This is a genomic window from Dryocola clanedunensis subsp. sulfonylureivorans (assembly GCF_016756775.1).
In the GTDB taxonomy this organism is placed as follows: domain Bacteria; phylum Pseudomonadota; class Gammaproteobacteria; order Enterobacterales; family Enterobacteriaceae; genus Dryocola; species Dryocola clanedunensis.
On record NZ_JAERMU010000001.1, the window covers coordinates 97631 to 121962 of the forward strand.

Annotated in this window: 23 protein-coding genes and 1 riboswitch; of the genes, 14 read left to right on the plus strand and 9 right to left on the minus strand. The window is 54.0% G+C overall.

The features are described from left to right. Positions 1 to 45: 45 nt before the first annotated feature. Positions 46 to 321 (minus strand): YcgL domain-containing protein, encoded by a 276-nt coding sequence (locus tag HYQ67_RS00390; protein WP_202301050.1) that lies wholly within the window; start codon positions 319 to 321, stop codon positions 46 to 48. Between the two features lie 127 nt (positions 322 to 448). Between HYQ67_RS00390 and minC the strand changes: the two genes are divergently transcribed. Genes minC through minE form a run of 3 tightly spaced genes read left to right on the plus strand, consistent with a single transcriptional unit; the run spans position 449 to position 2275 of the window. Next, positions 449 to 1159 (plus strand): septum site-determining protein MinC, encoded by a 711-nt coding sequence (gene minC / locus HYQ67_RS00395; protein ID WP_202300609.1) that lies wholly within the window; start codon positions 449 to 451, stop codon positions 1157 to 1159. A 24-nt stretch (positions 1160 to 1183) separates the two neighbouring features. Further along, positions 1184 to 1996, plus strand: coding sequence for a septum site-determining protein MinD (gene minD / locus HYQ67_RS00400; protein WP_202300611.1), 813 nt, complete (start codon positions 1184 to 1186; stop codon positions 1994 to 1996). Between the two features lie 3 nt (positions 1997 to 1999). Further along, a complete protein-coding gene (gene minE, locus HYQ67_RS00405; protein WP_202300613.1) occupies positions 2000 to 2275 on the plus strand; it encodes a cell division topological specificity factor MinE in 276 nt (91 codons plus the stop codon). Positions 2276 to 2422: 147 nt separating this feature from the next. On the opposite strand, the gene rnd is transcribed toward minE, so the two are convergent. The 5 genes from rnd to yoaA all read right to left on the minus strand — a co-directional run bounded on the left by rnd (position 2423) and on the right by yoaA (position 8834). Then, entirely contained in the window at positions 2423 to 3544 is a 1122-nt protein-coding gene (gene rnd / locus HYQ67_RS00410; protein ID WP_202300615.1) for a ribonuclease D, read from the minus strand. A gap of 76 nt (positions 3545 to 3620) precedes the next feature. Continuing rightward, positions 3621 to 5300: a long-chain-fatty-acid--CoA ligase FadD gene (fadD, locus tag HYQ67_RS00415; protein WP_202300617.1), complete on the minus strand. Its 1680-nt coding sequence runs from the start codon at positions 5298 to 5300 to the stop codon at positions 3621 to 3623. A 203-nt stretch (positions 5301 to 5503) separates the two neighbouring features. Then, a complete protein-coding gene (locus tag HYQ67_RS00420) occupies positions 5504 to 6100 on the minus strand; it encodes a Slp family lipoprotein (protein ID WP_202300619.1) in 597 nt (198 codons plus the stop codon). A gap of 45 nt (positions 6101 to 6145) precedes the next feature. After that, positions 6146 to 6841 (minus strand): tRNA (adenosine(37)-N6)-threonylcarbamoyltransferase complex dimerization subunit type 1 TsaB, encoded by a 696-nt coding sequence (gene tsaB, locus HYQ67_RS00425; RefSeq protein ID WP_202300621.1) that lies wholly within the window; start codon positions 6839 to 6841, stop codon positions 6146 to 6148. A gap of 82 nt (positions 6842 to 6923) precedes the next feature. Further along, positions 6924 to 8834, minus strand: a complete 1911-nt coding sequence (yoaA, locus tag HYQ67_RS00430) for a DNA repair helicase YoaA (RefSeq protein WP_202300623.1) — start codon at positions 8832 to 8834, stop codon at positions 6924 to 6926. A gap of 128 nt (positions 8835 to 8962) precedes the next feature. Between yoaA and HYQ67_RS00435 the strand changes: the two genes are divergently transcribed. Next, positions 8963 to 9307: a RidA family protein gene (locus HYQ67_RS00435; RefSeq protein WP_202300625.1), complete on the plus strand. Its 345-nt coding sequence runs from the start codon at positions 8963 to 8965 to the stop codon at positions 9305 to 9307. A gap of 88 nt (positions 9308 to 9395) precedes the next feature. Here the strand turns inward: HYQ67_RS00435 and HYQ67_RS00440 are convergent, their stop codons facing one another. Beyond that, positions 9396 to 9641: a YoaH family protein gene (locus tag HYQ67_RS00440; protein ID WP_202300626.1), complete on the minus strand. Its 246-nt coding sequence runs from the start codon at positions 9639 to 9641 to the stop codon at positions 9396 to 9398. A gap of 82 nt (positions 9642 to 9723) precedes the next feature. On the opposite strand from HYQ67_RS00440, the gene pabB reads away from it, so the two are divergent. From pabB to sdaA, 3 genes are all read left to right on the plus strand, one after another. After that, a complete protein-coding gene (gene pabB, locus HYQ67_RS00445; protein ID WP_202300627.1) occupies positions 9724 to 11085 on the plus strand; it encodes an aminodeoxychorismate synthase component 1 in 1362 nt (453 codons plus the stop codon). A gap of 3 nt (positions 11086 to 11088) precedes the next feature. Further along, positions 11089 to 11667, plus strand: a complete 579-nt coding sequence (locus HYQ67_RS00450) for a CoA pyrophosphatase (protein ID WP_202300628.1) — start codon at positions 11089 to 11091, stop codon at positions 11665 to 11667. A gap of 201 nt (positions 11668 to 11868) precedes the next feature. Continuing rightward, positions 11869 to 13233 (plus strand): L-serine ammonia-lyase, encoded by a 1365-nt coding sequence (gene sdaA, locus HYQ67_RS00455; RefSeq protein WP_202300629.1) that lies wholly within the window; start codon positions 11869 to 11871, stop codon positions 13231 to 13233. 120 nt (positions 13234 to 13353) lie between these two features. Here sdaA and HYQ67_RS00460 read toward each other — a convergent pair whose 3' ends face one another. Further along, on the minus strand, positions 13354 to 14262 hold the full coding sequence (locus tag HYQ67_RS00460) for a LysR substrate-binding domain-containing protein (RefSeq protein ID WP_202300630.1): 909 nt from the start codon (positions 14260 to 14262) through the stop codon (positions 13354 to 13356). A gap of 155 nt (positions 14263 to 14417) precedes the next feature. Here HYQ67_RS00460 and HYQ67_RS00465 point away from each other — a divergent pair, with 155 nt between their 5' ends. From HYQ67_RS00465 to HYQ67_RS00475, 3 genes are all read left to right on the plus strand, one after another. Then, positions 14418 to 15608 (plus strand): MFS transporter, encoded by a 1191-nt coding sequence (locus HYQ67_RS00465; RefSeq protein ID WP_202300631.1) that lies wholly within the window; start codon positions 14418 to 14420, stop codon positions 15606 to 15608. A gap of 11 nt (positions 15609 to 15619) precedes the next feature. Then, positions 15620 to 16804: an amidohydrolase gene (locus HYQ67_RS00470; protein WP_431355422.1), complete on the plus strand. Its 1185-nt coding sequence runs from the start codon at positions 15620 to 15622 to the stop codon at positions 16802 to 16804. A 128-nt stretch (positions 16805 to 16932) separates the two neighbouring features. After that, positions 16933 to 18531: an EAL domain-containing protein gene (locus HYQ67_RS00475; RefSeq protein ID WP_202300632.1), complete on the plus strand. Its 1599-nt coding sequence runs from the start codon at positions 16933 to 16935 to the stop codon at positions 18529 to 18531. On the opposite strand, the gene yoaE is transcribed toward HYQ67_RS00475, so the two are convergent. Further along, positions 18532 to 20091, minus strand: a complete 1560-nt coding sequence (gene yoaE / locus HYQ67_RS00480; RefSeq protein ID WP_202300634.1) for a CNNM family cation transport protein YoaE — start codon at positions 20089 to 20091, stop codon at positions 18532 to 18534. A 471-nt stretch (positions 20092 to 20562) separates the two neighbouring features. Here yoaE and manX point away from each other — a divergent pair, with 471 nt between their 5' ends. The 4 genes from manX to HYQ67_RS00500 all read left to right on the plus strand — a co-directional run bounded on the left by manX (position 20563) and on the right by HYQ67_RS00500 (position 23952). Next, the gene (gene manX, locus HYQ67_RS00485; RefSeq protein WP_202300636.1) at positions 20563 to 21525 is read left to right on the plus strand and encodes a PTS mannose transporter subunit IIAB; all 963 of its coding nucleotides are present in this window, start codon (positions 20563 to 20565) and stop codon (positions 21523 to 21525) included. 75 nt (positions 21526 to 21600) lie between these two features. After that, complete coding sequence (locus HYQ67_RS00490; RefSeq protein ID WP_202300638.1) at positions 21601 to 22401, plus strand: PTS mannose/fructose/sorbose transporter subunit IIC; 801 nt, start codon at positions 21601 to 21603, stop codon at positions 22399 to 22401. A gap of 12 nt (positions 22402 to 22413) precedes the next feature. Continuing rightward, positions 22414 to 23268, plus strand: coding sequence for a PTS mannose transporter subunit IID (locus tag HYQ67_RS00495; RefSeq protein WP_202300640.1), 855 nt, complete (start codon positions 22414 to 22416; stop codon positions 23266 to 23268). A 225-nt stretch (positions 23269 to 23493) separates the two neighbouring features. Next, positions 23494 to 23952 (plus strand): DUF986 family protein, encoded by a 459-nt coding sequence (locus tag HYQ67_RS00500; RefSeq protein WP_202300642.1) that lies wholly within the window; start codon positions 23494 to 23496, stop codon positions 23950 to 23952. A 197-nt stretch (positions 23953 to 24149) separates the two neighbouring features. Continuing rightward, positions 24150 to 24331, plus strand: a riboswitch (yybP-ykoY riboswitch). Position 24332: the final 1 nt, after the last annotated feature.

Below are 24332 nucleotides of genomic sequence, written 5' to 3' on the forward strand. Positions count from 1 at the left end.
TCTTCACCTTTTAGGTATAGAAAAGATTTGCCGCGAATCCGAAAGTTATTTTTTCGGATCTTTCTCGAGATGCATTTTTAACAAACTTTCCGGCGGCGGAGGCAGCTGTAAATAATAGCCCTCTTCTTTAAGTGCCAGCTTCACTTTATCAAAGTCTGCATTCGCGAGTTTTTTACTCCCATCAAGGGGTAATACCATCACAAGAGTCGGCAGGCCAAACCCTTTCATCAATTCTTCGGGCACCCTGGAGAAATCGTCTTTTTTTTCGACATAAAGATAAGTCTGGTCACGTTTGCTACTTCTGTAGATCACACAAAACATTTTTTTTACTCTATTTTCGCCGGATGGTGGCTTGCCTGAATATAACACTGACTATACCATGCTTAATGTACTTCGGAATATCGTCCCACAAGCCGTGGGGATTGAAACTGAATTGAGTAAGGCCAGGATGTCAAACACGCCAATCGAGTTAAAAGGCAGCAGTTTTACCTTGTCAGTGGTTCACTTGCATGATGCACAACCCGAAATCATCCGCCAGGCTTTGCAGGATAAAATAGCCCAGGCGCCGGCCTTTTTAAAAAACGCCCCGGTTGTCGTCAACGTAGCCAGCCTCGATGGGTCCGTGAACTGGAAAAAAGTCCAGCAGGCGGTCATTTCAACGGGTTTACGCGTTGTGGGCATCAGCGGCTGTAAAGATGAAGCGCTGAAAGCTGAAATTGAACGTGCAGGTCTGCCGCTGCTGTCTGAAGGGAAAGAGAAAGCCCCTCGTTCGGCGAAGGTCATTGCCCCTGAACCGGTAGTGATTGAAGCGCCAATTGCAACGCCGGTCACAAAAACGCGTTTGATTGATACCCCGGTTCGTTCCGGACAGCGCATTTATGCACCACACTGTGATTTGATTGTCACCAATCACGTCAGTGCCGGTGCAGAACTTATCGCCGATGGTAATATTCACATCTACGGCATGATGCGTGGCCGTGCACTGGCGGGTGCCGATGGCTCTCGTGATGCACAAATATTTTGCACAAACCTGGTAGCTGAGCTGGTCTCAATAGCCGGTGTTTACTGGCTGAGCGATCAAATACCAGCCGACTATTATGGGAAAGCGGCGCGTCTGAGTCTTGCAGGCGGAGCGCTCTCCGTTCAACCTTTGAATTAAGCCCTTTTAACAAGGAAATCCTTTATGGCACGCATTATTGTTGTTACATCGGGTAAAGGGGGCGTCGGTAAGACCACGTCCAGCGCGGCCATCGCTACGGGCCTCGCCCAGAAGGGAAGGAAAACTGTCGTTATCGATTTCGACATCGGCCTGCGTAACCTGGATCTGATCATGGGCTGTGAACGCCGCGTGGTGTACGATTTCGTTAACGTCATTCAGGGCGATGCCACATTAAACCAGGCTTTGATTCGTGATAAGCGCACCGAGCAGCTCTATATTCTGCCCGCTTCGCAGACCCGCGATAAAGACGCATTAACACGTGATGGCGTGGCAAAAGTGCTCGAAGACCTGAAAAATATGGACTTCGAGTTTATCGTTTGTGACTCCCCGGCCGGTATTGAAACGGGTGCCCTGATGGCGCTCTATTTTGCCGATGAAGCCATTATTACCACCAACCCGGAAGTCTCGTCCGTCCGTGACTCTGACCGTATCCTCGGCATTCTGTCTTCGAAGTCTCGCCGCGCTGAAAATGGTGAAGATCCGATTAAAGAACATCTGCTGCTCACCCGCTACAACCCGGGACGTGTTACCCGTGGTGATATGCTGAGCATGGAAGACGTGCTGGAGATCCTGCGTATTCCGCTGGTTGGCGTGATCCCGGAAGATCAGTCTGTTCTTCGTGCCTCAAACCAGGGTGAGCCAGTGATCCTCGATGCGGAAGCAGACGCGGGCCAGGCCTATGCAGATACCGTTGAACGCCTTCTCGGAGAAGAACGTCCTTTCCGCTTCATAGAAGAAGAGAAGAAAGGTTTCCTCAAACGCCTGTTCGGAGGATAAGTTATGGCATTATTAGACTTTTTTCTCTCACGGAAAAAGAACACCGCGAATATCGCGAAAGAACGCCTGCAGATCATCGTCGCGGAGCGCCGCCGCGGTGACCGTGAGCCTCATTATCTGCCGCAGCTGAAGCGCGATATCCTCGAGGTCATTTGCAAATATGTGCAAATTGACCCGGAAATGTTAACCGTCGTGCTGGATCAAAAAGGTGACGATATTTCCGTTCTGGAACTTAACGTCACGTTGCCAGAGGCGCAGGAAGCACCAAAGTCGGCCTGATAAAAACAAAAACCCCCTGCTAAGCTCAGGGGGTTTTGATTGCTGACAAAGAAGGAAAATAGTTATTTCCTGACCGTTGTTTAGCAAATCTTTACTATTATTAAAGCAACGAAACACCCTGTAATTATATACAGCCTTCACGGCAATTTAATAATCCGCCAGCAGCGTTTTTAACTTATCGCTTAATAGCTCTCCACGCCAGCCGCTGACTAATTCAGGTAATGACGACGAGGTCTTTAATTTCCAGTGCCAGTTCAGCAACTGGTTAATTTGACGACGTGAGGCTAACAGCTCCGCGCTTAATCCGCTGGTTTCGCTGACTTCCTGTACCAGGGCTTTTATCGCCTTGAAGACTTTGCGGTAACCCGGCATGTCGACCAGATTGCTTAACGGCGCCGGCCACAGCTCTTCAGGAATGGCCTGAGCTTCCTCAACCAGAGCCACCAGCGTTTTGCCATGGTAACGAATTTCGCTGCCGCTCAACCCAAGCTTATCCAGCTCAGCCAGCGAGCCTGGCATGTAACGCGCTACCTGCCAGAGGTGCTCTTCGCGAACCACAAAGTTGACCGCCATGTCGCGCTCACGCGCCGTGCGCAGACGCCATGACGCCAGCTTTTTCAGACAGGCTAGCTGGCGGGTACGCAGCTGCCAGGCGTTGCCAATTTCGCGCCATGCTTCTTCCGGGTCCAGTACCTCTGTACGACGGCCAGCCATCAGTTTACATTCGTCCAGCGCCGCCTTCATCCACCCTGCCGCTTCCGTTTCAGCCATCAGCTTATGAGCAATTGGCAGCAAATAGAGCACGTCAGCCGCCGCATATTCGCACTGCCGTTCGGTCAACGGGCGGGCCAGCCAGTCGGTGCGGGATTCACTCTTATCCAGAGCGATGCCGGTATAGGACTCAACGATAGTTGCAAAGCCGCAGGAGAGCGGGCGACCGCTAAATGCGGCAAGGATCTGTGTATCGATGAAAGGGTCCGGCAGCGCACCAAATGTGTTCATAAAGACTTCCAGGTCTTCACTACCGGCATGCAGGAACTTAGTGACGCTGCGATCGGTAATCAGCGCTTTGAACGGCGACCAGTCGGTGATGGTCAGCGGATCGATAAGCGACGCTTTTTCGCCGTCATAGAGCTGGATGAGGCCAAGCTGAGGATAGTAAGTTCGCGTGCGGACAAATTCGGTGTCCAGCGCCAGCGCGGAAACCTGGCTTGCAGCGTGGCAGACTTCAGCGAGCTGCTCATCAGTAGTAATCATATGGTATGTCAAATTCGGTTCTCTTTAGTTTGCGCCAAAAAAAACGCCGGTAACCCGGCGTTATGGCGGCTGACACGGAGCTCAGACGTTATTGTTGATCGGCCTTAGCTGCTTCGTCACGTAGTTCTCGTCGTAAAATTTTACCAACGTTAGATTTTGGCAGTTCATCGCGGAATTCCACCAGTTTCGGCACTTTATATGCCGTCAGATGACGGCGGCAGAAGGTGGTCAGCGCTTCCTCGCTCAGGGACGGGTCTTTTTTCACCACGAAGATCTTCACGGTTTCCCCTCCGGCCCCGCCCGGTACGCCAACTGCAGCCACTTCCAGCACGCCGGGATGCTCCATCACGACGTCTTCGATTTCGTTCGGATAAACGTTAAAGCCGGAGACCAGTATCATGTCTTTTTTACGGTCGACGATGCGCATGAAGCCCTCTTCGTCCATCGTGGCGATATCCCCCGTGCGCAGCCAGCCGTCGTGCATAATTTCATCGGTGGCGTCCGGGCGCTGCCAGTAACCCAACATCACCTGCGGCCCTTTGACGCACAGCTCACCAGGCTCGCCCGGCGGCACTTCGTCACCGTCATCGTTAATGAGTTTCACGTCCGTAGACGGTACGGGCAGTCCAATGCTGCCGGTGTGACGGTCGATATCGTGCGGGTTCGCACTGACCAGTGGTGCGCACTCCGTCAGGCCGTAGCCCTCCAGCAGATAGCGGCCTGTCAGTTTCACCCAGCGTTCCGCCACGGCGTGCTGTACCGGCATCCCGCCACCGGCCGAAAGATGCAGGCTGGAGAAGTCGAGCTGCTGGAACTCTTTATTATTAAGCAGGGCATTGAACAGCGTGTTGACGCCGGTCATCGCCGTAAACGGGTATTTCGCCAGCTCTTTGACCAGGCCTGGAATATCGCGCGGGTTGGTGATTAACAGGTTTTGACCGCCCAGCTCGATAAACAGCAGGCAGTTCATGGTTAACGCAAAGATGTGATAGAGCGGCAGCGCCGTGACCACCAGTTCTTTACGTTCAAACAGCAGCGGGCTATATGCCGCCCTCACCTGTTCGAGGTTAGCAAGCATGTTGCGATGGGTAAGCATCGCGCCTTTCGCCACCCCCGTTGTCCCGCCGGTATATTGCAGGAAGGCCAGATCCGTTGAGATGACTTCAGGTTTGACGTACTGCATCCGGTAGCCGTTGTGCAACGCGCTACGGAAGGAGATCGCATCCGGCAGGTGATATTTCGGCACCAGGCGTTTGATGTATTTGACGACAAAGTTAACCACCGTGCCTTTCGCGGCCGAAAGCTGGTCACCCATGCGGGTAAGAATAACGTGCTTCACCTGGGTCTTATCGACTACTTTCTCCAGGGTATGGGCAAAGTTTGAAACGATGATAATCGCGCTCGCGCCGCTGTCGTTAAGCTGATGTTCCAGCTCGCGCGGGGTATAAAGCGGGTTCACGTTTACCACCACCATGCCCGCACGCAAAATACCAAACAAGGCTATCGGGTATTGCAGCAGGTTGGGCATCATCAGCGCCACGCGGTCGCCCTTTTGTAGCCCAAGCCCCTCCTGCAGGTAAGCTGCGAAGGCACGGCTGCGTTCTTCGAGCTTGCGGAAGGTCATGACCTCGCCCATGTTCACAAACGCAGGCTGATCGGCGTAGCGCGCCGTGGCCTGTTCAAACATATCAACCAGGGATTGATAACGATCGGGATTAATCTCGGCCGCAACGTCGGCCGGGTAGCGGTTAAGCCAAACCTTCTTCAAGGATTCACCTCTGAATGTATTATTTGTCGTCATCACAACCCCAATCAGGATACACGCTGTTAACATAATATTAACTCAGCGTACCAGTTTAAGAATTAAGCTGATTTAAGGTTGCGAAGCGCATCACTCTTTTTTTTCATCCGTGCTGGATAAAAACAAACAGCGGCAGAGCCGCTGTTTATAAATTACGGTAAAACAGTGAGTTACTCGGTTACGATGGTTTGTACCTGTGCGGGTCCTGGCGCATACCAACCTGCGCCACCCCACGCGCCATAGCGTCCGCGATACGGATAAGGCCCGCCCCAGAACCAGGGATCCATCGGCTGCGGCGGCATCACAATCTGCTGGGTGACATGCCAGCGCTTGTAACCCGTTGCCTGCATGACCATAAATTTATACGGCGTCTCTCCGACTTTGCCCTCTATCGTTCCGGTGATGGGGCCAACAACGGTGACCAGCTGGCCACGGAAATCGACCGGGTCGAGAAAGCCGTTAACGTCCGCATAAATTCTGCCTTTCGACGGCTCGCCAAGCTGAGGGCGTGCGCCTTCATCCAGGCTGACCGTGGCGATTTCCAGACGAGTACGCCCTTCGCGATTATCAATATTAACCACTCGACCGCCAAAGCGGGCTTCCTGGCCAACATAGAGCTGCGGCGCATTCATTACCCGTACAAGATCCTGCTGAGGTGTGGGGCTGGTGCCCTTAATGGCATCCGGCACCGTCACACAGCCGCTTAACAGCAGCGTAGCGACAACGGCAAGCGCTCCACCGTACTTCCTGACTTTATAACCGGCCATACCCCATCTCCTTAATCTACGTTACCCTGCTGGCAACGCGGTGTATCACTCTTTTCCGGGAAGTTTCTTCCATGTCACTTCGTTTCGCAAATAGACAGGTTCGGCGTGCTCAACGGCAACCGTACGATCGGCTGTCAATGCCTGTATCGCCAGCGGCAGCATATCTTCAGCGGCAGGCAGCGAAGTCTTACCGTCGCGCACGACAACGTGACTGTTCAGGGCCATATCCGGCCAGGCCTGCCAGCCCGTACCGACTGTAGCCCACTCGCCGTCCAGCTGCTTCAACCGTTCGGCAACCGCTTCTGGTTTCAGCACGGCTTCGGTCTCTTCACCGTGCCAGACGCCCTGCTCGTCACGCTGGTATTCAGCCCAATAGACCTCACCCATGCGGGCGTCGATGGCGGCCAGCACCCGGGTTGCCCCCGTCTGACGCCAGGCGCCCTGGGCCATTGTTGCAAGGGTTGAAACGCCGATCATCGGCAGATCAGCGCCAAGCGCCAGACCCTGCGCAATACCAATACCAATTCGCACGCCGGTAAAACTGCCAGGCCCTCGTCCATAGGCCAGCGCGTTTAATTCAGACAAGGAAAGGCCGCTCTGGTTCAGGATGTCCCGCACCATGGGTAAAATACGTTGGGTATGCTCGCGTGGGCACAGCTCGAAATGGGCACAGGAAGTGCCTTCATGGTACAGGGCAACCGAACAAGCTTCTGTTGCGGTATCGATGGCTAAAATTCGCATGGACTGGCCAACCTCTGGCGAGAATCTAAGGGAATAAATAAGGTCAAAAATCGGCGCGCATCATACCATAGCCTGGCACAAATTACCGCGCCGGTGGGGTATTAAGGAACTCGACTGCCCGATTTATATCCCGCGTACGCGGCGTCGGCGGCAGGCTGTTCAGGAAGACGGCACCATAAGGACGCATCACCAGGCGGTTGTCACAGATGACCAGCACGCCCCGATCGTCAACATCGCGGATCAGGCGGCCCACGCCCTGCTTAAGGGTGATGACCGCGTCCGGGAGCTGCACGTCGTCGAAGGGTTCCCCGCCCCGCAGACGGCAGTCTTCCATTCGTGCTTTGAGCAGCGGATCGTCCGGTGAGGTAAACGGCAGTTTGTCGATGATGACCAGAGACAGCGCATCGCCGCGCACGTCCACCCCTTCCCAGAAGCTGCTGGTTGCCACCAGCAGCGCATTTCCGGCGCTGACAAACTGCTCAAGTAGCTGGCCTTTGCTGGTTTCACCCTGTAACAGCACCGGCAGGGTCATGTTTGCTCTGAACTGTTCGGCAAGCTCCCGCATCATGGCGTGGGAGGTGCAAAGCATAAAGCAGCGGCCATTATTGGCCTCGATGAGCGGCTGGAGCATTTTTGCCAGATGGCGGGCCGCATGGGGCTGGTTCGGCGTCGGCAGGCCACGCGGCACGCAGAGCAGCGCCTGGGTGGCGTAGTCAAACGGGCTGGCCAGCAGCATCGTCTCGGCGTTATCAATGCCCAGGCGGTCGGTGAAGTGGCTAAGCTGATCGTTCACCGAAAGCGTCGCGGAGGTGAATATCCACGTGCCTTTTTTCTGGGCGATCACCTCTTTAAATTTATCCGCGACCGACAGCGGCGTGAGCGCCAGCGTGAAGTTACGCGAGTTGCATTCGTACCAGTAGCTGTAGCCGGGCTGATTGACGTCTTTCAGGCGCTTGATGCGGCCCCGGTAGATAACCGCCCGCTCAAACGCAGCGTCAAGCAACGCGGATCTGCCCAAAGACAGTTTGGCGACGTCGTAGCAAAGCTCCAGCGCATCGTCGAGCAGCAGCAGAGCACGCTGAATGGCGGGCTGGGCAAGCAGTTCGCGCAGGTTACCGCGGTAGCCCGGATCGCCAAGCTGGAGGCGGAAGTCCTGAGTGCTTTGCGCCAGGCGATCGGCGCTTTTTTGCAGCTGCTGGGCATCGCGCACCTCGGTGCGGTAGGCGATGGAGATATCTTTGGCTAAATCGAGCAGCTGGCGGCTGGAGACGGACTGGCCGAAATACTGGCTGGCAATGTCGGGGATCTGATGGGCTTCATCGAAGATCATCACTTCAGCCTCGGGGATCAGCTCCGCAAAGCCGCTCTCTTTGACCACCATGTCGGCCAGGAACAGGTGATGGTTAACGACCACCACGTCGGCATCCATCGCTTTTTTACGTGCTTTGACGACAAAACAGTCTTTATACAGCGGGCAGTCCTGGCCCAGGCAGTTGTCGTTGGTGCTGGTGACCAGCGGCCAGACGGTGGAGTCTTCCGCGACGTCGGTGCAGGTGCTGATGTCGCCGTCAACGGCTTCGATGGCCCAGCCGCGCAGCTTGACGACCTCGCTCAGGGTTTGTACCGGCAGATCGCCTCCGGCCAGCGCCTGCTGTTCGAGGCGCTCAATACAGAGGTAGTTGGAACGCCCTTTCAGCAGCGCCAGACGCCCTTTAAATTCCAGCGCCTTCGCGACGGTTGGCAAATCTCGGGAGTAAAGCTGGTCCTGGAGCGCTTTCGACCCGGTGGAGATAATAACTTTTTTACCCGAACGCAGCGCGGGAGCAAGGTAGGCATAGGTTTTCCCCGTGCCGGTCCCTGCTTCAACCACCAGCTCACGCCCGTCTTCAATGGCCTTTGCGACGGCATGAGCCATCTCGCGCTGCGGTTCGCGTGGTTTAAAGCCTGGTATCGCTAAAGCGAGCTGACCGTCTGCTGCAAAATCGTCCGTCACATTACCCCCTGGATATAAGCCCGCGATTATGTCAGCCCGAGCGCGGTTAATCCAGCAAGCAGGTAGCCGCGAGCGTGGGTTAATGGCAGACTGTTGGGCACTTTTAGAAAGCCGATAAGGAAAATGTCATGAGTCTTGTGCGTATTAAACCAGAAGCGCGTATGTCCGATGCAATCATCCACAACCAGACCGTTTACTACACTGGCGTGCCAGAAAATCTGGATGCAGACGCTTACGAGCAGACCGCCAATACGCTGGCGCAGATCGATGCCCTGCTGGCCGAGCTGGACAGCGATAAAACCCGCATTCTGGATGTGACCATCTTTTTGCCGGACAGCAATGACTTCGCGGCCATGAATAAAGCATGGGATGAGTGGGTTGTAGCGGGTCAGGCTCCGGTACGCTGCACCGTACAGGCCCAGCTAATGAACCCGCGCTATAAGATTGAAATTAAAATTATCGCGGCGGTTTAATCTTTTCGTCGGATGACGCTTCGCTTTTCCGGGCTACGGTACGGTGGATAAGCGGCAGCGTCATCCACCGCTAATCGAACGCCAGAACTTAATCGTCTTCCTGGTCGCTGTCCGGGCCGTGCCCATAGTCAGTGTGCTCTTCCGGCGTCTGCTCTTCTTCATCTTCATCTTCGAAACGGGCAACCACCATTTCACCGGTATGCGTTGCACGGATCTCCGCCGCAACAACAGTAATGGCTTCACCGCTGCTCATGCCCTGCGCCATCAGTTCCTGAATGCGCTCGACAGCTTTCTGCTGCTGCTCGTGAGAGAGTGCTGGTAAACCTGAAATCATCGGAAACTCCTGTTACATTGCTAACGTTAATTATATTCACGCTGCACGACTTGCGCGGCAGCTTTCGTTTCAGGTTGTGGTAATGACGTCAAAGACTCTCGCTATACATCCCCTTCCCTGGCAGCCAGACGCTGTTCAACACTTTTTTTCCGCGCTGTCCCATGAGCCATGGGCCATGCTGCTGCATTCGGGGTTCGCCGACCATCCCCACAACCGTTTTGATATTCTCGTCGCCCGCCCCTGCGTCACCCTGGAAACCCGCGGCCTGCGCACGACACAAACGGTCGATGGCATCGCGGCTGAGCACGAAGGCGATCCGCTGACGTTACTGCAACAGGCGCTGGATAGTTTTGGCATGAAGCCAGAGCCACAGGCGGATTTACCCTTTGTGGGGGGCGCGCTGGGGCTGTTTGGTTACGATCTGGGGCGACATTTTGAAAAAATCCCGCGCCTGGCGCAAGCCTCTGTCCACACGCCGGACATGGCGGTGGGGATTTATGACTGGGCGTTAATTGCCGACCACCAGAAAAAGCAGCTTACCCTGCTGTGCTGGAACGATGTTGCCGCTCGTCTGGTCTGGCTGGAGTCACTTGTCGTGCCCGCCCGCGAGCCGTTCCGGCTGACCTCAGGCTGGCAATCCAACATGACGCGCGAGCAGTATGGACGTAAATTCCGGCAAATACAGGAATATCTTCTTAGCGGCGACTGTTACCAGGTCAATCTTGCGCAACGTTTCAGCGCCTCTTATACGGGGGATGAGTGGCAGGCGTTCAGAAAACTCAACGCTGCCAACCGTGCTCCGTTCAGCGCCTTTATTCGTTTAGCTGACAGCGCCATTCTTAGCCTCTCGCCGGAACGGTTTATTTTGCTGGAAGGAAAGGAGATTCAGACCAGGCCCATCAAGGGGACTTTACCGCGCATGGAGGATGCCGTTGAAGACGCGAAGCAGGCGGAAAAGCTGGCGAACTCTGCAAAAGATCGCGCAGAGAACCTGATGATCGTCGATCTGCTGCGCAATGATATTGGCCGTGTCGCCGTGCCGGGCAGCGTGCGCGTGCCCGAGCTGTTTGTGGTCGAACCTTTCCCGGCGGTGCACCATCTGGTCAGCACTATTACCGCTAAACTTCCTGATAGTTTACAGGCAACTGACCTGCTGCGAGCCAGTTTCCCCGGCGGTTCAATCACCGGCGCGCCCAAAGTACGGGCCATGGAAATTATTGAAGAGCTGGAGCCGGACCGTCGCAACGCGTGGTGCGGCAGCATCGGCTATATCAGCTTCTGCGGCAATATGGATACCAGTATTACCATCCGCACGCTCACCGCCGAGAAGGGCAAACTGTATTGCTCCGCGGGCGGGGGTGTCGTGGCGGACAGCACGGAAGCGGCCGAATATCAGGAAACTTTTGATAAAGTGAATCGTATCCTCCCCCAACTGGAGAACTGATGCATGTCTGGCTCGACCCTGACGTTAAGTGACTTTTTATCCCGTTTTCAGATGCTGCAGCCGGCAACGAGAGATCCGAGCGGTAACAAACGTCAGGCTGCGGTACTGGTGCCCATAGTGCGCCGCCCTCAGCCTGGCCTGCTGCTGACCCAGCGCTCTCCGCTGCTGCGCAAACATCCGGGCCAGGTCGCCTTTCCCGGTGGCGCGGTAGACAGCACGGATGCTTCGCTGATTGCCGCCGCGCTACGAGAAGCGCAGGAAGAGGTTGCCATCCCTCCCGAGTCGGTGGAAATTATCGGCACCCTGCCGCCGGTAGACAGCGTCACGGGTTTCCAGGTCACTCCCGTCGTTGGGGTCATTCCGCCAGATTTGCCCTACCGGGCATGTGAAGCTGAAGTTGCTGCCGTTTTCGAGATGCCTCTGGTGGAGGCTTTACGCCTGGGTCGTTATCATCCGCTTGATATTCATCGCCGCGGCAATGCCCATCGCGTATGGCTTTCGTGGTATCAGCACTATTTTGTCTGGGGAATGACGGCGGGCATCATCCGCGAGCTGGCTTTACAGATAGGTGTGGAAGCTTGATCACCCTTTTTTTCTACCAGCTAGCCTATATTTAGCAGCGTGTCTTGCTGCATCAGGACTGATATTAGGCGTTTTATCGTTAATCATTAGTTTAATTCATGTGAATAGTTTACTACTGGTAGCAATAAATTTTTACACTAGCGTCCGGACGATTTGCAGCATCAAATTTCATGAAAACGGTGTTCTTTAAGGAGTTATCAAGTGATTAGCATATTCGACATGTTCAAAGTCGGCATTGGACCTTCCAGTTCCCATACCGTCGGGCCGATGAAGGCCGGCAAACTGTTTGTCGATGACCTGGTCGAAAAAGGCTTGCTTGAGAGCACCACGCGCATCGCCGTGGACGTTTACGGCTCGCTCTCCCTGACCGGTAAAGGACACCATACCGATATCGCCATTATCATGGGCCTGGCGGGTAACCAGCCGGACAACGTGGACATCGACTCAATCCCAGGCTTCATTCGCGACGTTGAAACGCGGGAAAAGCTGTGGCTGGCGCAGGGTCGTCATGAAGTGGATTTCCCGAAAGCGGGCGGCATGAATTTCAGCAACGACAACCTGTCGCTGCACGAAAACGGCATGACCATCCATGCCTTTAACGGTGAGAAAGCGATCTATACCAAAACCTATTACTCCATCGGCGGCGGCTTTATCGTTGACGAAGAGAACTTTGGTAAAGAAGCGACCAACGAAATCGACGTTCCCTACGCTTTTAATTCCGCCCAGCAGATGCTTCAGCACTGTAAGGATACGGGCATGTCCCTGTCCGGCGTGATTATGCAAAACGAGCTGGCGCTGCACAGCCGCAAAGAGATTGAAGAGTACTTTGCCAACGTCTGGAGCACCATGCGCGCCTGCATCGATCGCGGAGTGAACACCGAGGGCGTGTTGCCTGGGCCACTGCGCGTGCCGCGCCGGGCTTCTGCTCTGCGCCGCATGCTGGTTTCCAGCGACAAGCTATCCAACGACCCGATGAACGTCGTGGACTGGGTGAACATGTTCGCGCTGGCAGTGAATGAAGAGAACGCCGCTGGCGGACGCGTGGTCACTGCGCCAACCAACGGTGCCTGCGGCATTGTTCCGGCAGTACTGGCCTACTACGATCACTTTATCGAATCGGTAAGCCCTGATACCTATATCCGCTATTTCCTCGCCTCCGGTGCCATTGGCGCGCTCTACAAAATGAACGCTTCTATTTCCGGGGCTGAAGTGGGCTGCCAGGGCGAAGTGGGCGTGGCCTGCTCAATGGCGGCGGCAGGTCTGGCCGAAATTCTGGGTGCAAGCCCGGAGCAAGTCTGCGTGGCGGCGGAAATCGGCATGGAACACAACCTTGGCCTGACGTGCGATCCGGTTGCGGGCCAGGTACAGGTTCCTTGTATTGAACGTAACGCTATCGCCTCCGTTAAGGCAATCAACGCCACCCGCATGGCGATGCGCCGCACCAGCGAGCCGCGCGTCTCCCTCGATAAAGTTATCGAAACAATGTACGAAACGGGTAAAGACATGAACGCTAAATACCGCGAAACCTCCCGTGGGGGGCTGGCGATCAAAGTTCAGTGTGACTGATTTTTGCAGGGTGGATAAGCGACAGCCGCAATCCACCGCCTGTTTCAGCTAATCAATGTCGGAAGACGCTGCGCTTTTCCGACCTACAAGACAAGTTAAGCCCTTCCCCGGAAGGGCTTTTTACCAGTTATACTCCTGGCACGCCTGCCTCAGCGAGAGCAAAAACTGACGGGCCGTTTCGGTCAGCGCGGATTTTTGCGACCACGCCACGCAGTATTGCGCGGACGGCAGCGTCGTGATCGGCAGAACGCTTATTTTATCCTGTAAATTCAGCGGCATACTCATCGCCCTCGCCACCACGGTCAGATAATCTGATTGCAATACCATGTTCAGCCCGCAGACGATAGATTCTGTCCAGACCGGCTGCTCGTGTATCTGACCATAGAACTCGTTAAGCTCATCCTGTAGCTGCTGGTAATAGCCAACGTTTGTCTCCGGCAACAGCCATTTTGCGCGCCGCAAGTCATTTAAGGATGTTGCCTGCTCAAGAGGATGTCCACGGCGGGCAATAATACAAAACGGCGCGACAAACAGGGGTTCGATGACGACATCATCGGGTACTTTGCGCGGGTTGATGGTCCCGATAGCCAGATCCAGTTCCCCCTGCCGCAACAGCGGCAACAGCGTAGCGAGCTGCCCTTCTTTGAGATTAAGACGTGCGTGAGGCCAGCGGGCCTTAAAATTATCGATTAGCGCAGGAAAGATGGTTAGCGCCAGCAGCGACGAAAAGCCGACGGCGAGTTTCCCCTGTGAATAGTGGCTGATCTGCTCGACTTCATCTGCCGCTCGCTGAAGCTCCTCAAGTATCCATTCCGTACGCCGTAAAAAAGCCTCCCCTGCCTCAGTTAGCGTGATGCCGATTTGTCCCCGCAGGAATAGTTGCACGCCTAAAGTTTGCTCCAGCTCCCGCAAAGTGCGGCTCAGCGCGGGTTGCGAAAGCCCCATTTCCCGGGCAGCGGCGCGTATGCTGCGGCTGCGTACAACCTGCCGGAAAGTATTCAGATGCTGCATTTTCGGCAGATGTTTCATCGCCAGCCCCTATCAAATAAAAGTATCACCCGGCAAAAAATCGCATCTTATCGCGATCCCAAAAACTGATTACTTTGGCTAAACGCGTTCAACGAATGTCAGGCGCCATCATAAAGAAAATCCCCTAACGGATCTGCATCAGAGGAATCAACATTATGAAAAATCATTCAAGGATGATTTTCTTGCTGTTTCTGGGTTATGTCATTGTCTATATAGATAAAACGGTGATGGGGTTTGCGCTTTTGCCCATTGAAAAAGAGTTCTCGCTCTCCACCGAGGAGCTGGGCTACATCACCGGCATTTTCTTTCTCTCCTATTCGCTGTTTCAAATCCCGGCAGGCTGGCTAAATGACCGGCTGGGCTATAAAGCCATGCTGGTTATCTCGCTGTGCCTGCTGGGCGGCTTTGCATTCTCCTTCGGCGTGCTGGGGCTGAGCTTCGGCCTGCTGATCGCGTTTCGCTTCCTGTCCGGCATGGGGCACTCGGGGTATCCCTGCTCCTGCGCCAAAGCCGTAGTCAGTAATTTCACGCTGGAGAAGCGAACCTTCGCCCAGTCTATTTTGCTCTCTTCTGCAGGTCTGGCGATGACCGCCGGCCCTTTGGTTGCCGTCTATGCTCTGGCAAATTTTGGCTGGCGCGGGTCTTTTGCCGGGCTGGGCGTGATGGCATGCGTCATCGCCATCGTCATTATTTTTCTGGTACCAAAAGCCCTGAGCGGCGCGCGGCAAAAATCCACGCTGAGCTACCGCCAGCTGCTGAAAAGCCCAACCGTTATCCTGCTGTTTGTCGCCATCTTCTGTATCAACATTCCCAGCTACGGGCTGATGGCGTGGCTGCCTAAATTCCTCGTGCAGCAGCGCGGAATGCCGATGGATACCTCCGGCTACGTCATCGCTATTGGCGGTCTTGGTATCTGGATCTCGTCTTTATGCACCGGCTGGCTGGTCGGTAAATATTTCCAGGACAGAGAGCCGATGGTGATCATGATTTGCTCGCTGCTCAGCGCGATGTGTATTTATACGGTTTACGTCATGCCTTCACCTGTTACAGCCAGCCTGTTCCTCTTCCTGGGCCAGGTGTTCCTGATGGGCGCTTTTGTGACCACTTTCACCCTGCCGATGAAACGTATCCCCGTTGATAACATGGGGGCGGCCATGGGCATTATTAACACCGGCGGTACGCTTGGCGGCTTCGTGTCGCCGATTGTGATGGGGTATCTGATTGGCTCCTCAGGCGGTTACTACAGCACCTTTATTTTTCTCTCTGTCGCCATGATCTGCGCCGCACTGGCCGTAGTGCCGCTGATGGTGAAGAGAACGCATTCTGACTTTACCGTGACGGAATAATGGAGTGATTTATGTCTATGCATTTTGATGAGCTGATTGCTGAGGTTGCGCCGGATGTCCTGCGCTGGCGGCAGTATATGCATGCTAATCCGCAGCTCTCTTTCCACGAGCAGCCAACGGCGGATTATATCGCCAGTGAACTGGCGAATTTTGGCCCCCTTGAGATCGTCCGTTTAACCGATAACAGCGTAGTGGCTAATCTGCAGGGCAAGTATCCGGGCCCGACATGGGCGTTGCGTGCAGATATCGACGCCCTGCCGATTCAGGAAGACAGCGGTGTTCCCTTCTCATCACGCAATAAAGGCGTGATGCACGCCTGCGGCCACGATGCCCATGCGGCTATGCTGCTGGGTGCGGCAAAATTGCTCTGCCAGTTTCAGGATCGTTTGCAAGGTTCGGTGCGGTTTATTTTCCAGCATGCGGAAGAAGTCCCGCCGGGCGGCGCACAGGAGCTGGTTAAACTTGGCGTGCTCGACGGCGTCGAATATATTTTTGGCCTGCACGTGATGCCCGATCGCCCTACCGGCACGCTGTCGCTGAAAGAAGGTGTTTTCTGCGCCTCCAGCGATAACTTTGATATCGTCATCAAGGGCAAAGGCGGGCATGGTTCCATGCCTCAGCTATGTATCGACCCGGTGGTCATTGGGGCAGAAGTGGTGACAAGTTTGCAGCAGATTGTGGCCCGCAAGCTGGATCCGCTTCACGTACCGGTGCTGACCATCGCTTCTTTCCAGTCAGGTGAACCAAGTTATAACGTCATACCTGACAGCGTTCGTTTGTCAGGCACGCTTCGTACCCATAACAAAGACATCAGAGAACGGGTTCCCCAGCTGATGGCGCAGACGGTACAGGGCATCGCCCAGGCTCACGGCGCGGAGTGTGAAGTTATCTGGCAAAAGGGATATGAAGTTGGTATTAACCATGCCGATGCCTGCACCATTGCGCGAGATGTCATCCATCAGCATTTCCCGCAGGGCACGCTGCATGAAGTCACCACGCCGCTGTTTGGCGGTGAAGATTTCTCCTCTTATCAGGCTCATATACCGGGAGCCTTCCTGTTCGTTGGTTCACGCAATGAAGAGATGGGCGCGGTGTGGAACGTGCATAACCCGCATTTCCTGCTGGATGAAAAGGCGATGCTGACGGGCGTTAAAATGCATCTTGGCTTGATAAGCAAATTGTTCAAACCTCAGTAAGTCTTCATGCCCTCCCCCTTTTCAGAGCAAGGGGGAGGAATTCCTCGTCGTGAGTCCATTCCCCCACTACACTTTGAGTGTTCTGCGCAGCAACAATGACCGCAGCTCCGAAACAAAGGTGACCAGGGATGCAGACCGCGCAGCGTATCATTAAAGGTTATCGTCGCAGGCGATTCATCGTGTGCGCGGCTTTAGCTTTGCTGGTCCTGATCCTGACGCTGAGCCTGCGCTTTATCGCCGAACGCAATCTCAATGAGCAGCGGCTGCTGGATTTTAACTCCCGAGCCATCACGACTCTCGAAAGTATTCTTACTCCCCTTGATGCGGTCAGCAATGATGTTCTGAAATTTGTCGGGGCAAGCTGTGAGGCCGTGCAATTTAAATTACGGGAGCATGCGGCGCGCATGCAAACAGTGCGATCGATAGCCCTGATCAAAGACGGTATTTTGTACTGCTCGAGTATTTTTGGCGCCCGCAATGTCCCTGTTAATCTGCTGCAACCCAGGCTTCCCGCCCCAACCCCTTTGTTGCTGCTCTCGACCGACCACTCCCTGCTGAAAGGCTCCCCAATTCTGGTTTACTGGCATCCGTCAGCAAGCGGCAGCCGTGACGGCGTGATGGAGGTCGTCAACATTGAAATGCTCACCGGGCTGCTGCTTGAGCCAGAACGGCCATGGGTATTTCGCGCCATCCTTAACGTCGGCGATTCACACCTCGAATATGGTAAAGGTTTGCTGGCTCGAGTCACGGTAGAAGAGGGGCTCTCCAGCCATGAAATGGTCTCCGGGCAGTTCCCTTTTTCGATTACCACCATCGGCCCTTCCGCCAGTGATTTAGCGTTAAAAAAACTGCCCACCCAGCTTCCCCTTGCGCTCATACTCAGCATGTTGATTGGCTACATCACCTGGCTTGCCACAGCAAACCGCATGAGCTTTTCCTGGGAGATCAACCTTGGCCTGGCGTCGCGGGAGTTTGAGGTGTTCTGCCAGCCGCTGTTGAACGCGCGCAACCAGCAATGTGTTGGCGTCGAGCTGCTGTTGCGCTGGAACAACCCGCGTCAGGGCTGGATCTCACCGGAGGTGTTCATTCCCCTCGCCGAACAGCAAAATCTTATCGCGCCTTTAACCCGCTTTGTCATGACCGAAGCCGTGAAGCACCTGGATATGTTTCCGCCGTCTCGTGATTTTCACATTGGGCTAAACGTCGCGGCAAGCCATTTCCGTGACGGGGAGATCATCGATGACCTGCGACGCTACTGGTTCCCCGCCCATGCGATTCAGCCGCTGACGCTTGAGTTAACCGAACGTGATGCCCTGCCCGAGGTCGATCATCGTATAGTGCGCGACCTGCGCAGGCTGGGGGTTGCTCTGGCGATTGATGATTTTGGTACGGGACAGAGTTCGCTGGCTTATCTGGAAACGCTTAATCCAAACGTGCTGAAAATCGATAAGTCCTTTACCGCCGCTATCGGCACCGATGCCGTGAATTCGACGGTGACGGATATTATTATTGCGCTGGCGCAGCGTCTGGGGATCGATCTTGTTGCGGAGGGAGTGGAAACGCAGGAGCAGGCTGACTATTTGTCCCGCCACGGCGTGAACGTACTGCAAGGCTTTTTGTTTGCGCGGCCAATGCCGCTGAAAGATTTTCCGCGCTGGCTTGAGGGCCGCTCACCGCCGCCCCCTCGCCATAATGGTCACGCTATGCCAGCGATCCCATTGCGCTAATTACTCTTCTTCGTTCTCGTGCGGCTGACGTTCTTTCGTGACCCGAACTAAATCGACGCGATAGTCATTCGCTTCCACAATCTGGATGCTCAGCGGCGCAAACTCGATAATCTCTCCAGGCTTCGGGATACGCCCGCTGACGGAAATCACCAGACCGGCTATGGAGGCAATATCCTCTTCGTCGTTCACCAGCGTGTTGATATCAAGATGCTGCTGGATCGCATGGAGATCCGTGCCTCCTTTGACCAGCCAGCTATCGCCGTCGCGCACGATTTCAGGCGTTTCATCTGCATCCGGGAACTCCCCGGCAATGGCTTCAAGAACGTCCAGCGGTGTCACGAGCCCCTGCACCACGCCAAACTCATCGTTAACGATGACGAAGCTGCCACGCGCACGACGCAGCACCCCCAGCAGGTTGATAGGATCCAGCGTTTCCGGCACAACGATAGCCGGCGTCCTGGCGGCGATGGCTTCCACATCCCCTCCTTTGTCGAGCACCACCAGCAGCTCTTTAGCACGCACAATACCGATGATCTCATCCAGCTCGCCACGACAGACAGGAAAAAGGCTGTGCGGGGACTCAAGGAGCTGTTCGCGAATTTCTGACACAGTTTTGTGCGCATCTACCCAGGAGATTTCACCGCGTGGCGTCATGATGCTGCGGAGTGAACGAGAGGCCAGCGTCAGCACCCCATTGATCATATATCGCTCTTCGGCAGCAAAAGCCTCGGCTTCAATGGGCGTAATGGTTTTGCTTTCATCACGCTCAACGCGCTCCTGACGTTTCCCGTTCATCAGGCGCAGAATCGCATCAGCCGTGCGGGCGCGAAGCGGCACGTTGGACTGGTGACGAATAAAGTTACGACGCGCGATCTGATTAAACAGCTCAATGATTATCGAGAAGCCAATGGCGGCGTACAGATAGCCTTTAGGGATATGGAAACCAAATCCTTCCGCCACCAGACTCAGACCGATCATTAACAGGAAGCTAAGACAGAGCACCACCACCGTAGGATGCTGATTGACGAAGTTCGTCAGCGGCTTTGAAGCCAGCAGCATCACGCCCATGGCAATAATTACCGCCGCCATCATCACCGGCAGATGGTTCACCATCCCTACCGCAGTAATCACCGCATCGAGTGAGAATACCGCGTCCAGTATGACAATTTGCAGCACCACGACCCAGAAGCTGGCGTACCCCTTACCGTGTCCATCATCATGCTGACGGTTTTCCAGCCTTTCATGCAGCTCCGTTGTCGCTTTGAACAGCAGGAATATCCCCCCGAGCAGCATGATCAAATCACGGCCGGAGAAAACTTTGTCCATAATGGTAAACAGCGGTTGGGTGAGCGTGACCATCCATGAAATTAACGACAGCAGGCCCAGACGCATGAACAAAGCGAGGGATAAACCGATCAGTCGGGCTTTATCCCGCTGTTTTGGCGGAAGTTTGTCGGCAAGGATGGCGATAAACACCAGGTTATCGATGCCCAGGACGATTTCCAGCACCACCAGCGTCAATAAGCCGATCCAAATCTGCGGATCCATTAAGAATTCCATGACAGACTCCGACCGCTTAAATAGCGAAACGGCACACCGTGACTTACGGGCGCAACATGTTGAATTGAAAGGTTAAACGGACGGGAAGCGTCGCGTGGCAGGACGGCAAATTGCGTCCGGGAAATGAAAAGACGTCGGTGACGATCCATACGGTGGGCTACTGCCCTCTACTCCTGGTCATTAAACGAGAAGCAAACATTATCAGAGCAAATATGCCTTTGGCAAAGATTTACCAGAATTTGCATTTTCACCGCGCTCTGAAAGCCCCTGATTTTTGCTTCAATTTATTGAAAACGTAACAAAGTTAAATAGCAGAGCTTCATCACATAAATTATTTTTTTCACTGACTAAAATAATTCGCGCAAATGGTTCGACTTTTCATAATCCCTTATCTGAATCGATTCATTCCAGACGAACAGATAGTTAAGACTTTCGTAAGGATGTTGAGATGACTAACACAGGAGGTAGCAAGTGACTATTGCTATTGTCATAGGCACGCATGGCTGGGCAGCAGAACAATTGCTGAAGACCGCCGAAATGCTATTAGGTGAGCAGGAAAACGTTGGCTGGATCGATTTCGTTCCCGGCGAAAACGCCGAAACGCTCATTGAAAAATACAACGCGCAGCTCACGAATCTGGACACCAGCAACGGTGTGCTGTTTCTCGTCGATACCTGGGGCGGCAGCCCTTTCAATGCGGCCAGCCGTATTGTCGTCGATAAAGAGCATTACGAAGTCGTCGCTGGGGTTAACATTCCGATGCTGGTCGAGACGTTTATGGCTCGCGATGACAATCCTTCTTTCGACGAGCTGGTTGCGCTGGCGGTAGAAACAGGCCGCGAAGGGGTGAAAGCCCTCAAAGCTCAGCCTGTAGAAAAAGCAGCGCCGGTTGCAGCCGCGCCAAAAGCTGCCGCACCGCTGAAACCAATGGGTCCGAACGATTACATGAACATCGGCCTTGCGCGTATCGATGACCGCCTTATTCATGGTCAGGTTGCAACCCGCTGGACAAAAGAGACCAACGTGACCCGTATTATCGTCGTCAGCGATGAAGTGGCTGCCGATACCGTACGTAAAACGCTGCTCACTCAGGTCGCACCTCCAGGCGTCACCGCACACGTGGTGGACGTTGCGAAGATGATTCGCGTCTACAACAACCCGAAATATGCCGGCGATCGCGTCATGCTGCTGTTCACCAACCCGACCGACGTTGAGCGGATCGTGGAAGGTGGCGTGAAGATCACTTCCGTCAACATCGGTGGTATGGCTTTCCGCCAGGGGAAAACCCAGGTCAACAACGCCATTTCCGTTGATGAAAAAGATATCGAAGCCTTTAAGAAACTGAACGAGCGCGGCATTGAGCTGGAAGCCCGTAAAGTTTCTACCGATCAAAAATTGAAAATGATGGATCTGATCGCGAAGGTGAAAAGTTAATTGCTACGGTAATTGGCTGAACGCTACGTTTTGCTCAGTTTTTATACTTAAGTCATACGTTATAGGAGAAGTACAATGGAGATTACCACTCTTCAAATTGTGCTGGTGTTCATCGTAGCCTGTATTGCCGGTATGGAATCAGTCCTTGATGAATTTCAGTTTCACCGCCCGCTTGTTGCTTGTACGCTGATCGGTCTGGTTCTGGGTGACATGAAAACCGGTATTATTATCGGTGGTACCCTTGAAATGATCGCCCTGGGCTGGATGAACATCGGTGCGGCAGTTGCGCCCGATGCGGCACTCGCCTCAATTATCTCAACCATTCTGGTTATCGCCGGACATCAGGGCATCGGCTCTGGTATCGCTCTGGCCATCCCGCTGGCAGCAGCAGGCCAGGTTCTGACCATTATCGTTCGTACTATCACCGTGGGCTTCCAGCACGCGGCGGATAAAGCAGCGGACAATGGCAACCTGACTGCCCTGTCCTGGCTCCACGTTTCTTCCCTGTTCCTGCAGGCGATGCGTATCGCTATCCCTGCCGTTATCGTTGCTATCTCTGTTGGCACCAGCGAAGTACAGAACATGCTGAATGCCATTCCGGAAGTGGTCACCAGCGGTCTGAACATTGCTGGCGGCATGATCGTGGTTGTGGGTTACGCGATGGTCATTAACATGATGCGTGCCGGCTACCTGATGCCGTTCTTCTACCTCGGCTTCGTCACCGCCGCGTTCACCAACTTCAACCTGGTTGCGCTGGGTGTGATTGGTGCGGTGATGGCGATTCTGTATATCCAGCTGAGCCCGAAATACAACCGTTCCGCTGGTACCGCGGCGCCGGCTGCTGGTGCTAACGATCTTGATAACGAATTAGATTAATAGGTGAGCGAAATGGTTGATACCACCAAAACTACGACTACCGAGAAGAAACTCACCCAGGGTGATATTCGCGCCGTCTTCCTGCGTTCCAATATTTTCCAGGGTTCATGGAACTTCGAACGTATGCAGGCGCTGGGCTTCTGCTTCTCCATGGTTCCGGCGATTAAGCGCCTTTATCCAGAGAATAACGATGCGCGTAAACAGGCGATCAAACGTCACCTGGAGTTCTTCAACACCCATCCATACGTAGCGGCGCCAGTACTGGGCGTGACGCTGGCGATGGAAGAGCAGCGTGCAAACGGCGCAGAGATTGACGATGGTGCCATAAACGGTATCAAAGTTGGTCTGATGGGGCCGCTGGCCGGTGTAGGTGACCCAATCTTCTGGGGTACCGTACGTCCGGTATTTGCAGCGTTGGGTGCGGGGATTGCCATGAGCGGCAGCCTGCTGGGTCCTCTGCTGTTCTTCATCCTTTTCAACGCCGTGCGTTTGCTGACCCGTTACTACGGCGTGGCTTACGGCTACCGTAAAGGGATCGATATCGTTAAGGATATGGGCGGCGGCTTCCTGCAGAAATTGACCGAGGGGGCGTCTATTCTCGGCCTCTTTGTCATGGGGGCGCTGGTCAACAAGTGGACGCACGTTAACATACCGCTGGTGGTGTCGAAGATAACCGACCAGACCGGCGCGGTTAAAGTGACCACCGTGCAGACTATCCTCGATCAGCTGATGCCGGGCCTTGTGCCGCTGCTGTTGACCTTCGCCTGTATGTGGCTGCTGCGTAAGAAAGTTAACGCGCTGTGGATAATCATGGGCTTCTTCGTCATCGGTATTGTCGGTTATGCTATCGGCCTGCTGGGTCTGTAAGTAAGCAGTACTACAAACCGGGGCCAGTTTGCCCCGGTTAACCGTAGAAAAAGAAGGACAAAACGTGGTTTTTCCTTCTTTTTGATTAGCAGACGAAAATCAATGAATTGATTTTCCTTGTTATTTATTCAGTGAGATCTTTGCGAAACTCATTCGCTTTAGGTTTCTCATCAGTCTGGCCGGGGCCCTGCCCCGGTTTTTTATTTTTAAGCGTGGGGGAAAGTGATGTCGTTAACGGATGTTGTACTGGTGGTGTTTATCGTGCTGCTGCTCGGCTGGGCAATTTACGACGAATTCGTCATGGACAGGCTCAAGGGAAAAACCCGGCTCGCTATCCCCCTGCTGCGCCGCAACCGCATCGACAGCACCATCTTCGTTTTCCTGGTTGGCATCCTTATCTACAACAATGTCACCCACCACGGCACCGCTGTCACGACCTGGTTATTATCTGCGCTGGCGTTACTGGCAATATATATCTCATGGATCCGTCAGCCAAAGCTACTGTTCAAAAATGAGGGCTTTTTCTTGGCTGGCGTGTGGATCCTCTATTCAAGAATCAAAGAAATGAATTTATCGGAGGATGGTGTACTGGTCATGCAATTAGAACAGCGCCGCCTGCTCATTCGCGTGAAAAATATAGATGATCTGGAAAAAATATATAAACTTCTCGTTTCTTCTCAGTAAGTTACAAACTTAGCATTGTCTATATCTCTTATGCATCTGGCTATACTACAAATATAGCCACTGCTATTACTGGCGATTCCTTGTTCTTATTTATTAACATTTCCATTACTTTATTTTTTAAATGAAAATCGTTATCATTCAAGCAATTGTTTTTTAATATCAATTCTTGTTTTGTTTTAAAAAAATATGTTAAGGTTGCGCCCGTCGTTGGGGAGTAGCCGATTTTCACGTTGTGAAAATGTACATGTCAACATACTCGTTAGGGTCCAGAAAGGGATTAAACGTGGCATGTACGACTCAGTCATGAGTAGGCGAGACCATAGGCACGTAACCATCGTTAGTTGGGGATGGCTGCGTGTATATGGATATCCCCAACTGAG